Genomic DNA, 13383 nt, shown 5'->3' on the forward strand with positions numbered 1-13383 from the left:
CCAGCGCCGCGCGGGTGCCGCTACGGTTCGGGCGCGCTTTGGGCCAGGCGCGCGCATGATCTCCTTTCGTTTCCGGTTTGTGCCGGGATTTTTCGGGTTTTGCCTGGGCGGTATTTTTCTTCCGGTTTGCGGGGCGGACGCTCCGGTCGCAGCCGATGCGGCGTTCGCCGTGTCGGGCGAGCCGCTGTTGAGCGCGTGGGTGCCGCCAGTCTATCCGGTCGCGGCGCGCGCCGCCAAACAGGAGGGGCGCGTGATCGTGGACATGCTGGTGGACGAACACGGCGTCGTGACCGAGGCGCGCGTGGCGCACTCGGACAACGCGGTGTTCGACGAGGCGGCGCTCGCGGCCGTGCGCCAGTGGCGGTTCAAGCCGGGTCTCGACGAGGGGAAGCCGGTGCCGTTCGGGCTCGTCGGTCCGGTGGAATTCCAGCTGGCGCCGAAGACAAAGATCGCGCCCGGCGCGTTGCCGCCCGAGCGCGTGTGGCCGCACCCGGCGAAGCGACGGGCCGCCAAGATCGTCAGCGCCGTCGATCCGGATTACCCCGAGGAACTCGATCCGCGCAAATTGCCCGGCCGCGTCGATCTGCGGATCCAGCTCGGTGCGGACGGCAAGATCGCCGGCACGCGCGTGCTGTGGGCGTCGCACGCGGCGTTCGTGGCGGAGGCGTTGCGCGTGTCGCGCACTTGGACGTTCGAGCCGGCGCGGCAGGGTTTGCTGGCGCTCGGCTCGGAGATGGAGGCGCCGGCGGAATTCGTCAGCGTGGGCGCGAAGCGCGCGGAGATGCTCGCGGCGAACGGCATTCGCGTCGTCGACGCGGAGCCGGAGGTGTTGCCGGAGCCGTTCGTGATCACGGAGCCGGTTTATCCGTTGGAAAAGCTGCTCGCGGGCGAGGAAGGCACGGCGGAGGCGGCGTTCACGGTCGATGCGCGCGGCGTGGCCACGGCCCTCGCGCTCACGTCGTGCTCCGCGCCGGAGTTCGGCGCGGCGCTCGTGGCGGCGGTCGATGGGTGGACGTTTCGCCCGGCGATGCAGGGCGGTGCGCGCGTGCCGGTGAAACTCGCGGTGACGTGGAGCTTCGCGCGGCCGACAGAGGGCGCGTTGAAGCGGCTCGCGGAGGCGCTGGCGCCCGGCGGCGAAGGCGTGCCGTCGGCGAAGGGCCTGGATCGTCCGCTGGCAGTGGTGTGGCGCGGTTTTCCGGTTTATCCGAGTGCGTTGGTGGAGTCGGCGGCGGAGGGGAAGGCGGACATCGAGTTCATCATCGATCGCGACGGGCGCGCGCGGCTGCCGCGGGTGTTGGCGGCGACGCAGCCGGAGTTCGGCTGGGCGGCGGCGACCGCGGTGAGCCAGTGGGTGTTCGAGCCGCCGCAGCGCGGCGGCGAAGCGGTGGCGGTGCGCGTGCAGATCCCGATCGGATTCACGCCGCCGCAGAAGTGAACGCAGTCGCGCGGAAAGATTTTCCCATGAAAAAACTGACAAGGATGTGGCTGGCCAGCGCGTGCCTGGCGCTGGCGGCTTGGGCGCAGGCGCCCGAAGAATTCCCCATCGGCCAGCTCGACGAAGTGCCGCGAGTGAAGCGGCAGGTCCCGCCGGTCTATCCCTACGACATGCGCGCGGCCGGCTTGGTCGGGCGCGTCACGATCGCCTTCATCGTGAATTCCGAGGGCCGCGTGGTGGCGGCGCAGGTGAGGCGGTCGAACAATCCGTATTTCGAGCGACCGGCGCTGGACGCCGTGAGCAAGTGGACTTTCACGCCGGGCAAGAAAAACGGCCGACCCGTGAACACGCGTTGCGAGATCGATATTCCGTTCATGCTCGATGGTTCCGGTCAGAATCTCTGGCAGGTCGGCAAGTCGAAGAATCACGCGAGCCTCCCGCCGGCGTTGCAGTGGGATATCGCGCCCGAACCGCTCAACACGGCTTACCCAGTTTATCCTTTCGACGACCTGATGAAGGGAACCCATGGCAAAACGCACGTGGGCTTCGTCGTGGGGACCGATGGCCGGGTGATCGCCGCCAAGGTCCGGGAAGCAACCACGCCCGCGATGGGACTGGCGGCGCAGGCGGCGATCGACGCCTGGGAGTTCCAGCCGGCGCGCAAGGCCGACGGTTCGCCGGTGGGCGCCTCGCTCGGATTGGAACATAAGTTCTACCCGCAACTCGGCGATGTGCCAGTGAGCGACTCGGCGTTGGCGATCGTCCGCGCGCTGCAGAAGGGCAGGACTTTCGCGACGTTGAAGGACCTCGACGGCCGTTTGCAACCGCTGACGCGGCGGATGCCGGTTTATCCGAGCGCGTTGCGCGCAAGCGGCCAGGATGGCGAGGCGGAGATCGAGTTCTACGTCGACGAGAAAGGCGATGCGCAGCTGCCGCGGATCGTGTCGGCGACGGCGCCGGAGTTCGGCTACGCCGCCGCGCAGGCAGTGGCCGCGTGGCGGTTCTCCGTGCCGATGAAAGACGGCAAGCCCGTCGTCGTGCGCGCGCAGATCCCGATCACCTTCAAGCTCCACGACGCCCCGGCGCCGAAGCCTTGAGCGCGGCGGCGGCGCTCTGGACCGACGGGGCGGATGATTGGCGTCCGCCGCGCCCACTTCGCGCTTGCGGGGCGCGGGGCGCGGGCAACGGTTGGCCCTCGCCATGAAAGTCTCGTTCACCGCGAAGGAATACCGCCAGCTCCTCGAACTCGCCCACCTCGGCATGTGGGTCGTCACCGGCTACCAAGGCGAGGACACCGCCGCGGCGAAACGCTACTTCGATCTCGACCAGCGCCTGATGGAGATGGCGACCGAGATGGGTTGCGCCGACCTCGTCGAGGAGCGCACCGACGGCACGCTCCAGCCCGCGCCGAAACTCGCCGAGGACGAGCGCATGAAGGAGATCCAGCTCGATTTCCAGAACGACGCCTTCTGGCACGAATTCGTCCAGCGCCTCGCCGACCGCGACCAGGCCGGCGCCGCGGCGAAGCGTGCGATCGAGACGCCCGGCGTCGAGCCGCCGCCCTCGGCCGAGGACGAGTTGAAGAAGATCGAGGAGCGCTACTGGCAGGAGTTCGAGAAGAACGACCTCGCCAACGTCGTCATCCTGCGTGGCGGGCGCGGTTGAGACGACCGAATGTATCGCCGTCGGATTGAGGTGGGCGCCGACGTCTCGGCGGCGCCTTAGCAGCGGAGCCGGGAGAGACGTTCGTGTCGCCGCCGGGACGTCGGCGACCACCGACACCCCGCCAACTGGCGGGAAACTGTCCCGCGGGTTTCGCGCGCTCCGGGGCGCGGGACGCTGATGTTCATTAGCGAACCGTCCGTTCACTCGCGGCATTGCGGAGCGGCGCGTGGTGGACTATGGATCTCGCCACGATGCAGACCCCGCACCCCACCCCGGGCGCCGCGATGGCGCGGCGCGATTTCCTGAAAACCGTTTCGGTCGCCGGCGCGGGCCTCGCGTTGGGTGGCGCGCAACTCTTCTCGGCGGAGCCCACGACCTCGCGCCGCCGCTATGCCATCGTGGGGCTCGGCTCGCGCCACTTCATGTATCAGGACGCGATCGAGAAAACCTACCGCGAGCACGCCGAGCTCGTCGCCGTCTGCGACCTCAACCCCGGCCGCATAAAGGTCGCGCAGCTCCGCTCCGGCAAAAACGATGCTCCGATCCCGCGCGGCTATCTCCACACCGATTTCCTGAAGATGATCGCCGAGACGAAGCCCGACGCGGTCATCGTCACGACGGTCGACGCCACACACGTCGATTACCTCGTCGCCGCGCTCGACGCCGGCGTCGACGCGATCACTGAGAAGCCGATGACGACCGACGCGGAGAAATGCCAGCGCATCATCGACGCCTGCGCCCGCTCCGGAAAACACCTTCGCGTGCTTTTCAACTACCGCTACTCGCCGCACCGCACGCAGGTGAAGGACCTGCTCATGTCCGGCGTCATCGGCGAGGTGCGTTCGGTGGATTTCCACTGGATGCTCAACACCCACCACGGCGCGGACTACTTCCGCCGCTGGCACGGCGAGAAGAAGAACTCCGGCGGCCTCATGGTGCACAAGGCCACGCACCACTTCGACCTCGTGAACTGGTGGCTCGGTGCCGTGCCGGTGAGCGTCACCGCCGCCGGCAAGCGCGAATTCTACACGCCGGAAATGGCGAAGCGCTTCGGCCTCGAGTCGCACCACGAGCGCTGCCACACGTGTCCCGAACAGGAGAAGTGCGGGTTCTTCCTGAGTCTCGCGGCCAGCCCGAAACTCAAGGAGCTCTACCTCGATCAGGAAGGCTACGACGGCTACTTCCGCGACCGCTGCGTCTTCCATCCGCGCATCGACATCGAGGACACGATGAACGTCATCGTCGGCTACGACGATCGCACGACGCTCAGCTACTCGCTCAACGCCTTCAACGCGTGGGAAGGCTACCACGTCGTCTTCAACGGAACGCTCGGCCGCCTCGAACACAGCGACGTCGAGTCCGTCTACACCGGCGCCGGCGATTCGCCCGACGGCAAGCTCGCGGGTGGCGGCGTGACCACGCGCGTGATTCCGCTCCGCGGCACCGCGCGCGACATCGAGCCGTGGACCGGCACCGGCGGTCACGGCGGCGGCGACAAGGTGATGCTCGACGATCTTTTCCTCCCGCATCCGCCCGCCGACAAATACCTCCGTGCCGCCGATGAACGCGCCGGCGCGGCGTCGATGCTCATCGGCGCGTCCGCGAACCTCTGTTTCAAGACCGGCCAGCCGGTGGACGTCACCAAGCTCGTTGCCGGCCTCGGCCGCCCGGTTTACGCGCCGATGCCCTCGCGAAGCGGCCCGCTCCCGATGCCGCCGAAGCGTGCCTGGTCGCCGTGAAAAAGACGAAGGCCCGCCCGGCGGCGGGCCTTTTGCTTTTCAATACCGCCAGCCGAGCCGCCGGTAGACGAAGTGCATCAGCCACGCCGGGCCGATGAGCAGGAACACCACGTCGTGGAAGAACGACGGTTTCTTGCCCTCGATCTTGTGCCCGATGAACTGCCCGATCCACGCCAGCACGAAGAGCGCGAGGCAGCTTTTCCAAATCGGCACCGGGCAACCCGAGCCTGCCTGCCACTCGATCAGCGCGTAGCACGCGCTCATGAACAGGAACATCCCCATCGCGAGCGGGATCGAGAGTCGCAGATAGAAGAACAGCACCGCCACCGCGACCGGCTGCGTCCAATTGAATCCCGGCATAGCCGTGGCGAACGCGCCGCCGACCGGGATCGACCAGATCAGGCCGAGCACGCAGTAGAAAATCGTGGGCACGCAGATCCAGTGGATGGTTTCGTTGATGTGGTTCTGGTGACTCTCGCCGTATTCGGCGAACCATTGGTCGGCTGTCTTGCGCTCGCTCATGGGGTCGTGGAGTGGGGGCGGCGCGGCGGCATGCCGCACCGTGGGCCTTGAATAACTCTCCACGCACGCAACACCACTGCGGATTTGCGGTCCATGGAGATTCGCCCTCATTCTCGCCCCATGAAACTGCTCCGCTGGCTCCCCGTCCTCGCCCTCCTCGGCATCGCGCTCGCGCGCGCCGCCACCGTCGACGCCTCGGCCGAGCGCGCGCTCAAGCTCGACCGCTCGAAGTCCTACGTCGACGTCGACGTGAAGGCCACGATGCACTCGTTCGTCGCCCACCTCGACCGCTACGAACTCACCCTGCCGCTCGACACCAACGGCAAGATCAAGGATGCCCTCCTGAAGTTCAAATTTACCGACCTCAAGACCGGCAATCCCGACCGCGACGCCGAGATGATCAAGTGGCTCGGCGGCGGCGAACCCGAAGGCAGCTTCGATCTCGGCCTGCTCGCACTCGCGCCCGATGGCCAGGGCCAGGCCAGCGGCAAGCTCACGTTCCACGGCCAGACGCAGCTCGTCGAGTTTCCCGTCCTCGTGAAAATGCAGGACGGCGTCTACACCGTCACCGGCAAGACGACGATCGACTATCGCAACTGGGGCCTGAAGAAGTTCCGCAAGTTCGGTCTCGCGAGCGTCGATCCCGACGTGACGATCCGTTTCCAATTCGTCGGCGCGCTGCCGGTGGCCGCGTCGGAGTGACACGCTCATGCCGAGGTAGCGGTATGCGCAGGCATTTCGCCACCGGCGGCCCAAGCGAAAACCTCCCGGCTTCCTCCACCCGGACAAACCGATGACGAAGAACAAACTCGAGCTGATCGCCACGCTGCTCGCGCTCGGCGCGGGCGCGCTGGATTTCGGCACGGGCCTCGGCCTCGTTTTCCTGCCCGACCTGATGCTGAAGCTGATGGGCGCCGCCACGCTCGCGGCGGAGCCGACGATCTACCTCCGCTGGGTGGGCGCGTTCGTCGCGGCGGTGGGGTTCAGTTATCTCTGGGCGCTCTGGCGGCGCGACGTCGCGCGGCTGCGGCATGTGCTGGAACTGACGATCTTCTTCCGCCTCGCCGCCGGCGCCTACAGCGCCTGGGCCATCGCGAGTGGCGCGCTGCCGATCGCGTGGCTCAGCGTGCCGCTGACGGACTTTTTCCTCGCGGCGGCGCAGGCGTGGCTGGTGCGCCGCGGCGTATTCACGACAGCTCGCTGAGCACCTCGCGCAGGATTGCGAGCATCCGGGCGTTCGTCGCGGCGTCTTTGACGGCAAGGCGAACCGTGTGCGTGCCGAGGCTGCGGCTCATGGTCGCGGCATCGCGCAAAAACAGGCCGTGCTCGCGACATTGCGCGACGACCGTCGCGGCGCCCGGGCCGCCCGCGGGCAAATGGCAGAGCAGAAAGTTCGCGACGCCCGGCAGCACCTCCCAGCCGAGCTCGTGCAAACCGGCCGCGAGTTCGGCCCGCAGCGTGTGCGTCTCGCGATACCGCGCGGCGTAGTAGGACGGATACTGCAAGGCCCGCACGGCGGCGACCTGCGCGGGCAAACCCACGACCCACGGCGGCGTGATGGCGCGCAACGCCTCGAGTTGGTGCGGCCCCGCGCATAAGTAGGCGGCGCGCGCGCCGCTGAGCGCGTAGACCTTCGACAGGGATTTGCACACGACGACATTCTCCGAACCAGCGGCGAACGTCTCCAGCGACTCCGCTCCGCCGCCGGCGTATTCGATGTAGGTCTCGTCGATCCACACGCGCGTGGAGGGCGGCGCGCTGCGGAGCAGCGGCTCGAGCACCGCGCGCGGCAGATGCCGGCCGGTGGGACTGTTTGGATTGACGATGACGACGAGATCGTAACCCGCGCCGAGCGCGGTCGCGAGGCGTGCGGGATCGACGGCGTAACCGTCGGCGCGATGCAGCGCGAACCGATCGACGTGACAACCGATCACGCGTTCGAGCACGTGGGCGTATTCGCCGTAGGTCGGGTCGAGAATCAGTGCATGTGCAGAGGGCGTGAGCCATTGCCGGAAGGCGCGGAAAATCAGGTCCGAGGAACCGCCGCCGACGAGGATGTTGGCCGGTTGCACGCCGCGCGCGGACGCGAGCGCCGCGATGAGTCCGGCGCAGGCGGTCGGAGGCGAGCTGCGCAGCAGCCACGGGAGGTGTTCGTGCAATGTCGTCAGCACCTCCGGTGCGGGGGCGAACCACGCGTCGAGCACGTCGGCGTTGATGACGTCGCGCCGCCGTTCGAGCGCGGCGAAATCCTCGCCGATGGCCTGGAAGAACGCGCCGCCGTGAAAACAGGCCGCGGGTTTGCGAAACGGAAAGGCGAGCCGCCACTCGGTCGCGCTTTCCAGGCGATCCAGCAGCGTGGCGTGTTCCGTGGCGCGGACGCGCAGCTCGTCGGTCGTGCCGAGCATGAGTTCGTAGGTCACGGCGCCGGCGCGCGTCGTCAGGCCGAGCGGGCGGAGGCCGACATGGCGATAGAGTTCGAGCACTTCGCGGCGGCCGATGGCGGCGATGCGGGTGCCGCCGTGCGCCTCGACCCAGCGGAGCGCGGCATACATCAGCAGCAGCGCGATCTCGCGGCCGCGATGGGGTTTCAACACCGTGAGCAGGCGGACTTCGTGGAGTTGGGCGTCGATGCGGAACGGCAGGGCGTCGCGCGTGAAGTATTTGTCGAGCGAGAGCGAGGGCGCGGAGGGCGGCGTGATGCTGACGAAGCCGGCGATGGTGTCATCGATGCGCGCCACGAGATTGAAGACATGCGGATCGAGCGCATCGCCGAGGCGGCCGGTGGCGTTGGGCGTGTGCTGGCCGAGCTCCTGCGCGTAGACATCGTGGCGCAAGCGGGCGAGTTGCCCGCGGTCGGAAGCGTCGGCGAGTTCGAGGGAGAAGCGTGCGGCGGTCTCGCGGCGGCGCGGTGCAGTGGGGTGGACAAGCGCGGTGTTCATGGGCGGGTATTTTTCGCGGCGGTCACTCAGTGGTGGCGGCGGCGCGGCAGGTTTTGCGGAGCAGGAGGTGTGTCGGCACGTGGACGAGGCCGACGAGCGTGGCGATCCACGCGCCGAGATAGGCCAGTGGTGGGAGCCAGGTTTGCGGCGTCTCCTCGCTGAAACCGAAAACATAGTTCACGTTGCGCGGGATCTTCGGATCGGCGACGGAGGCGCCGGCGGCGGGCAGGAAGAAATACGCGACGACGCACAGCGCCGCGGCGAGGGTCGACCACGCGGGCAGCGCGCGGCGATCGTAGCCGACCCGGCGCACGGCGTAGAACAGCAGGAACGGCAGCCAGCCGTGGAAGAGCGACAGCCCGCGCAGGAAGACCGAGCGGTGCGCGTCGAACATGTAGTCGGTCATGCCGGTGAGTTTCCAACCGCCCAAGTGAGCGGCGAAGTCCACGCACCAGACCAGTTGCGGCAACAGGATGCCGACGGCGGGCAGCGAGAGGAGGAGCGGACTTTCGCGCCACATGCCCACGAGCGTGAGCAGCAGGGCGACGTCGCAAAAATAGAGAAAGTTGGTCGGCCCGTAGTTGGCCCAGTAGACCGGAATGAGCACGGCGAGGAACGCCGTGTAGGCGAGCTTGAGCCAAAGCGGCAGGCGCGGGACGCCACCGGGAGTTTTGGGAGCGAGCGTGTTCATGGGAGGGAAGAGGAGGAGAAGAAGCCTGACCGAGCTTCGTTGGTTTTGTGGTGGAGCGGGCCCAGCGGTCCTGCCCTACCGCACGCGACGAGCATTCAACGTGAAATCGTGCATCAGGAGGCGGCGCCCGGCGTGACGCTCGCGGCGAGGGTGCCCGGGGCGATTGGCGCAATGTTCGTATGGCGAACCTTGTTGGCCGGCTCGGTGGCGAGGTCCCGCGCGAGCGTGCGGTGATCGGTTTTGCCGGTGCCGAGTTTCGGGATCGCGCGGACGACGCGCAGCTCGCGCGGCGCGCAGAGGTTCGAGAGGCCGCGGCTGCGGATCGCGGCGCGGATCTCGGCGAGCGTGAGGCGCTGGTCGTTGGTCGCGGCGAGGAGTTTTTCACCCTTGTCCTCGTCGGGCACGGCGACGACGGCGACCTGACAGCGCGGGCCGAGGTGCGGGAACGCGCCGGCGAGCGCGTCTTCGACGGCGGTCAGGCTGACCATTTCGCCGCTGACCTTGGCGAATCGCTTCATGCGTCCGAGCAGGTGGAGAAAGCCGCGTGCGTCGACGACCGCGAGGTCGCCGGTATCATACCAGCCGTCGAGGGCCCGGAAGGCGGCGTTCGCGTCGGGATTGAGGTAGCCTTTCATGACGTTCGGGCCGCGCACGAAAAGCCGTCCGCCCTCGGCGATGCCGTCGACCGGTTCGAGACGGTAGTCCATGCCCGGCACGAAGCGCCCCGCGCTGCCCGGTGCCGAGTCGAGGCGCGTGTTCGCAGTGATGAGCGGGCTGCACTCGGTGGCGCCGTAGCCTTCGAGGATGCGCACGCCGAATTTGCGGGCCCAGAGATCGAACGTGGCGCCCTGCACTTTTTCCGCGCCGGCGAGAAGGAAGCGCACCGAGTTGAAATCATAGGCGTGCGCCTTGCGCGCGTAGCCGTTGAGAAAGGTGTTCGTGCCGAGCAGCACGGTGCACGCGCGGTCGTAGACGATGGTCGGCACGACGCGGTAGTGCAGCGGCGACGGATAGAGGAACGTGTAGCAGCCGCGCACGAGCGGGAAAAGCAGGCCGCCGGTCAGGCCGAAGCTGTGGAAGAGCGGAAGGGCGTTGAAGAAGCGGTCGTCGTCCGTGAGGTCCAGGCTCGCGCGCGCCTGATGGACGTTCGCGAGGAGATTGCGATGCGAGAGCTCGACGCCCTTCGGCGTGCCTTCGGAACCGCTGGTGAAGAGGATGACGGCGGTGTCGTCGCCGCGCAGCGACGAACGGCGCTGACGCGCGCCGCACGCGAGCAGGTGTTCGAGTCCGGCGACGAGTTTCGCGAACAAACCGACGCGGGAGCGGACGTCCTCGAGAAAAATGAATTCGAGTCCGGCGGCTTGCAGCGGCGCGAGGTCGAGCTTGGCCTTTTCTACGAAAAGCCGCGACGTGACGATCTGCCGCAAACCCGCGAGACGCGCGCAGGCGAGCATCGTGGCGGAGCCGGTCGAGTAGTTGAGCAGCGCCGGCACGCGGCCGACGCGCCAGAGGCTGAGCAGCACGAGCGGGGTGGCGTTGGCGTTGGGCAGGAGGACGCCGATGCGGCTAGGTGCATCGTCGGCATGTGGGAGCGAGCTTGCTCGCGACTCGCTCGCGGAATGTCGCGAGCGAGCGAGCTCCCACACACGCGTCGGAGCCGGAGAGAGGGGCCTTTGCCACTGACGCGCGAGCAGGTCGGTGCCGATCAGCACGCGGCGATAGCTGAGCGAGGCTAGCGAGTGGTCCTGCAACGCGACGCGCGACGGGATGGCCGCAGCGGCTTCGGCGACGGCGGCGAGGAGGTTTTGCGGCCCGAAGGCCAGATCGGTCTCGAACTGTTGGAGCATGAGCGCGTCGCGCAGCCAGGTCGTGAGGTGGATGCGCGCGTCGTGTCCGGGCAGATCGTCGCAGCGCGGCGGCGTCAGCACGTCGCTGAAATGCGCCGTCACGCGCGGGAACCATTTCGTCCAGCCGCGATGGCGGACGAAGCGCAGGCGGTTCGCGCCGCGCAGGTAGCAGGTGATGACGCGCGCGCCAGTGCGGCCGATGAGAAAGCCGGTGCCATCGAAGAGCTTCATCATCGAACCGGTGAGCGAGATGCGTCCCTCGGCGAAGAGCACGAGCCGGCCGCCGCGCGCGAGGTGCTCGGCCATGTCACGGACGGCGTAGGGCGAGGCGTGGTCGACGGGAAACGTGCGGCGGTTGACCATCATGCGCCGCGTGAGCCAGTTGGTTTCCGCCGTGGTGGACGAGGTGACGAACTTCCAGTCGTCGTCGAGCACGACGTAGAGGAACAGCCAGTCGAGCCACGAGACGTGGTTCGGCACGAGCAGCACCGGGCCGGGCGCAGTGAGGCCGGCGGTGTTGTAGGCGCGGAAGCGGAACAGCAACCGAAGGAGCCAGCGCGCGAAGGTTTTCATGGTGGAGAAAGCAGAGATGGTTCGGACGGAGCGGAAGCGGTGAGGCTTTCGCCGTGGGAGTGGCGGTGGCAGCGCGGCAGGATCCTGCGGGTCTCGCTACGCGGCTTTGGTCGCCGCCGGGACGTCGGCGACCACCGGGGAAGCGGACCTGATGCGCAGAGCCACCGAGGCGACCGCTAGCGCGATGGGCAACGCGATGAAGACTTGCGTGGGCGAGAGGCCGGCGGCGGTCAGTGCGCCGAGGAAGCCCGCGCCGACGAGCATCGCGAGGTAGTCGGTGAAATTCTGAATCGCGATCGTCTTGCCGAGCTGGCCGGGGTCGCTCTCGTGCTGGAGCGCGGCGTTGAGCGGCACGATGAGCAGGCCCGCGAAAACGCCGGCGGCGACGAGAGCGGCGATGACGACGGCGAGCCCGGCGTGTCCGCCGAGCAAGCCCAGCGCGAGCACGGCGGCGGCCATCAACCATCCGTAGCGGCGCGTCCACGAGAGATCGCCGAGGCGGTGGAGGCGGCCGGCGAGCACGCTGCCGGCGACGATGCCGAGCACGAGGCCGAGCTTGAGGAGCGCGAGCCGGGTGTTGGTGACGTCGTGGCGTCCGGCTTCGTGGAAGACTTGCAGACCCCAGCCCTGGAGGTTGCTGCGCAGCGTGGCGCCGGCGAACCAGAACAGCGCGCAGCCGAACAGCACGCGTCCGAGGCGCGCGTGCGTGACGAGGCGGCGGAGGCTCGCGGCGAATTCACCGGCGCTGTGGCGCAGCGAGGCGGCGGCGTTGTGCGGCGTGCGTTCCATGCGGCTGTTGCAGATGAGGGCGGCGACGTAGAGCACGGCGCTCGCGAGGTAGCACGCGGGCAGCGAGCGCGTCGCGTCGTAGAGTGCGGCGCCGCCGCCGAGTCCGCCGACGATGGCGATGAGGGTGAGCATCTCGACCATGCCGTTCGCTTTCACGAGGCGTTCGGCGGGCAGGATTTCGGGGAGGATGCCGTATTTCGCCGGCGAGTAGACGCAGGCGCCGAGTCCGATGATCGCGTAGCCGACGACCTGCCAGGTGCGGCTGGCGTGGAAATCGCCCGCATGCAGCCAGACGCCGGCGAGCGCGAGCAGCGTGCCGAGGAGTTTCACCACGTTGCCGCCGAAGAGCCACGCGGTCTTCGGCAGGCGGTCGTTGAGCCAGCCTGCGAGTGGCGCGAGGACGATGAAGGGGATGAAGAACACGGCGCTGAAGAGCGCGTTCTGGGCGTTCACCTCGCGTTCGGTGATCGCGCCGCTGGCGAGGCTGAACGTCAGCGGTCCGAGCGCGGCGGCGAGGACGAAGTTGTCGCCGAAGGCGCCGAGGAATTGGCCGGCGAGGAGGCGGCGGTAGTTGCGGGGGGAGTTCATGAGGCGAAGGTGCGTGGGGAAGGGAGAAAAGCCGGGGTGCGCGACGCGAGGTGGTAGGCGAGGGCAGCGGCTGCGCCCAACACGTGCGCTGCGACGGACGGGCGGATTGCCGTGGAGCCGAAATCGCTGAAGAGGGCGGCGCCGCCCTGGGACTCCCAGACGAGTTTTGCGACGACGAGCGTGAGCGCGGCGAGCCACCAGGCGCGTGCGGCGGGAGCGGTCGCGAGTTGTGTCAGCGCCAGCAGCAGCACGATGCCGACGGCGAGTCCGGAAAGGCCGCCGTAGATGGCCATGGTCGGAGCGAGGGCAAAGAGACCGAGGCCGATCGCGGGTGCAGCGAGCACCGTGTAGCGCAGCAGCACGCCGGGCCGCGTCCGTTCGAGCCACGCGCCCGCGACGAGGAGGACGAGCAGGTTCCAAGCGGCGTGCGAGGCGGAGAAGTGCACCCAGTGACCGGTCGCGACCCGCCACCATTGGCCCGCGGAGATGGCGGCGCGGTCGTAGATGAACCACGCGGGCGCAAGCGCGGCGGCAAGGGCGGGGAGCGCGAAGAGGGCGAGCGGGGAGCGGAGAGTTTTCATGCTCGGAAGAGGCG

12 protein-coding genes are annotated in these 13383 nt (G+C 68.3%); 6 read left to right on the forward strand and 6 right to left on the reverse strand.

Going from position 1 to position 13383, the window contains the following annotated elements; genetic code table 11:
• The first annotated feature begins 55 nt into the window (after nucleotides 1-55).
• The 4 genes from KF715_11975 to KF715_11990 all read left to right on the forward strand — a co-directional run bounded on the left by KF715_11975 (nucleotide 56) and on the right by KF715_11990 (nucleotide 4839).
• Entirely contained in the window at nucleotides 56-1435 is a 1380-nt protein-coding gene (locus tag KF715_11975) for a TonB family protein (protein ID MBX3737404.1), read from the forward strand.
• A gap of 26 nt (nucleotides 1436-1461) precedes the next feature.
• A complete protein-coding gene (locus KF715_11980; GenBank protein ID MBX3737405.1) occupies nucleotides 1462-2532 on the forward strand; it encodes a TonB family protein in 1071 nt (356 codons plus the stop codon).
• A gap of 103 nt (nucleotides 2533-2635) precedes the next feature.
• Nucleotides 2636-3100: a hypothetical protein gene (locus tag KF715_11985; GenBank protein ID MBX3737406.1), complete on the forward strand. Its 465-nt coding sequence runs from the start codon at nucleotides 2636-2638 to the stop codon at nucleotides 3098-3100.
• 284 nt (nucleotides 3101-3384) lie between these two features.
• Nucleotides 3385-4839, forward strand: a complete 1455-nt coding sequence (locus KF715_11990) for a Gfo/Idh/MocA family oxidoreductase (GenBank protein ID MBX3737407.1) — start codon at nucleotides 3385-3387, stop codon at nucleotides 4837-4839.
• A 39-nt stretch (nucleotides 4840-4878) separates the two neighbouring features.
• On the opposite strand, the gene KF715_11995 is transcribed toward KF715_11990, so the two are convergent.
• A complete protein-coding gene (locus KF715_11995; protein MBX3737408.1) occupies nucleotides 4879-5361 on the reverse strand; it encodes a DUF962 domain-containing protein in 483 nt (160 codons plus the stop codon).
• A 120-nt stretch (nucleotides 5362-5481) separates the two neighbouring features.
• Between KF715_11995 and KF715_12000 the strand changes: the two genes are divergently transcribed.
• Both KF715_12000 and KF715_12005 read left to right on the forward strand, forming a co-directional pair.
• Nucleotides 5482-6063, forward strand: a complete 582-nt coding sequence (locus KF715_12000) for a YceI family protein (GenBank protein MBX3737409.1) — start codon at nucleotides 5482-5484, stop codon at nucleotides 6061-6063.
• A gap of 91 nt (nucleotides 6064-6154) precedes the next feature.
• Nucleotides 6155-6565: a hypothetical protein gene (locus KF715_12005; GenBank protein ID MBX3737410.1), complete on the forward strand. Its 411-nt coding sequence runs from the start codon at nucleotides 6155-6157 to the stop codon at nucleotides 6563-6565.
• Here the strand turns inward: KF715_12005 and KF715_12010 are convergent.
• The 5 genes from KF715_12010 to rrtA form a co-directional block, all read right to left on the reverse strand.
• Nucleotides 6549-8300, reverse strand: coding sequence for an aminotransferase class I/II-fold pyridoxal phosphate-dependent enzyme (locus tag KF715_12010; protein MBX3737411.1), 1752 nt, complete (start codon nucleotides 8298-8300; stop codon nucleotides 6549-6551). The genes KF715_12005 and KF715_12010 overlap by 17 nt on opposite strands.
• A 22-nt stretch (nucleotides 8301-8322) precedes the next feature.
• On the reverse strand, nucleotides 8323-8991 hold the full coding sequence (locus KF715_12015; protein MBX3737412.1) for a hypothetical protein: 669 nt from the start codon (nucleotides 8989-8991) through the stop codon (nucleotides 8323-8325).
• 113 nt (nucleotides 8992-9104) lie between these two features.
• Nucleotides 9105-11411, reverse strand: coding sequence for an AMP-binding protein (locus tag KF715_12020; GenBank protein MBX3737413.1), 2307 nt, complete (start codon nucleotides 11409-11411; stop codon nucleotides 9105-9107).
• 96 nt (nucleotides 11412-11507) lie between these two features.
• Complete coding sequence (locus tag KF715_12025; GenBank protein ID MBX3737414.1) at nucleotides 11508-12788, reverse strand: MFS transporter; 1281 nt, start codon at nucleotides 12786-12788, stop codon at nucleotides 11508-11510.
• A complete protein-coding gene (gene rrtA, locus KF715_12030; protein ID MBX3737415.1) occupies nucleotides 12785-13369 on the reverse strand; it encodes a rhombosortase in 585 nt (194 codons plus the stop codon). The genes KF715_12025 and rrtA overlap by 4 nt, the downstream gene beginning before the upstream one ends.
• Between the last annotated feature and the right edge of the window lie 14 nt (nucleotides 13370-13383).

It is taken from the genome of Candidatus Didemnitutus sp. (genome assembly GCA_019634575.1).
Taxonomy (GTDB): Bacteria; Verrucomicrobiota; Verrucomicrobiia; order Opitutales; family Opitutaceae; genus Didemnitutus.

What these genes read in the sequence shown, in the direction of transcription:
- KF715_11990 (MBX3737407.1), top strand. Translation starts at nt 3,385, where the DNA reads ATGGCGCGGCGCGATTTCCTGAAAACCGTTTCGGTCGCCGGCGCGGGC.
- KF715_11980 (MBX3737405.1), top strand. Translation starts at nt 1,462, where the DNA reads ATGAAAAAACTGACAAGGATGTGGCTGGCCAGCGCGTGCCTGGCGCTG.
- KF715_12010 (MBX3737411.1), bottom strand. Translation starts at nt 8,300, where the DNA reads ATGAACACCGCGCTTGTCCACCCCACTGCACCGCGCCGCCGCGAGACC.
- KF715_12005 (MBX3737410.1), top strand. Translation starts at nt 6,155, where the DNA reads ATGACGAAGAACAAACTCGAGCTGATCGCCACGCTGCTCGCGCTCGGC.
- KF715_12025 (MBX3737414.1), bottom strand. Translation starts at nt 12,788, where the DNA reads ATGAACTCCCCCCGCAACTACCGCCGCCTCCTCGCCGGCCAATTCCTC.
- KF715_11985 (MBX3737406.1), top strand. Translation starts at nt 2,636, where the DNA reads ATGAAAGTCTCGTTCACCGCGAAGGAATACCGCCAGCTCCTCGAACTC.
- KF715_11975 (MBX3737404.1), top strand. Translation starts at nt 56, where the DNA reads ATGATCTCCTTTCGTTTCCGGTTTGTGCCGGGATTTTTCGGGTTTTGC.
- rrtA (MBX3737415.1), bottom strand. Translation starts at nt 13,369, where the DNA reads ATGAAAACTCTCCGCTCCCCGCTCGCCCTCTTCGCGCTCCCCGCCCTT.
- KF715_12020 (MBX3737413.1), bottom strand. Translation starts at nt 11,411, where the DNA reads ATGAAAACCTTCGCGCGCTGGCTCCTTCGGTTGCTGTTCCGCTTCCGC.
- KF715_12015 (MBX3737412.1), bottom strand. Translation starts at nt 8,991, where the DNA reads ATGAACACGCTCGCTCCCAAAACTCCCGGTGGCGTCCCGCGCCTGCCG.
- KF715_11995 (MBX3737408.1), bottom strand. Translation starts at nt 5,361, where the DNA reads ATGAGCGAGCGCAAGACAGCCGACCAATGGTTCGCCGAATACGGCGAG.
- KF715_12000 (MBX3737409.1), top strand. Translation starts at nt 5,482, where the DNA reads ATGAAACTGCTCCGCTGGCTCCCCGTCCTCGCCCTCCTCGGCATCGCG.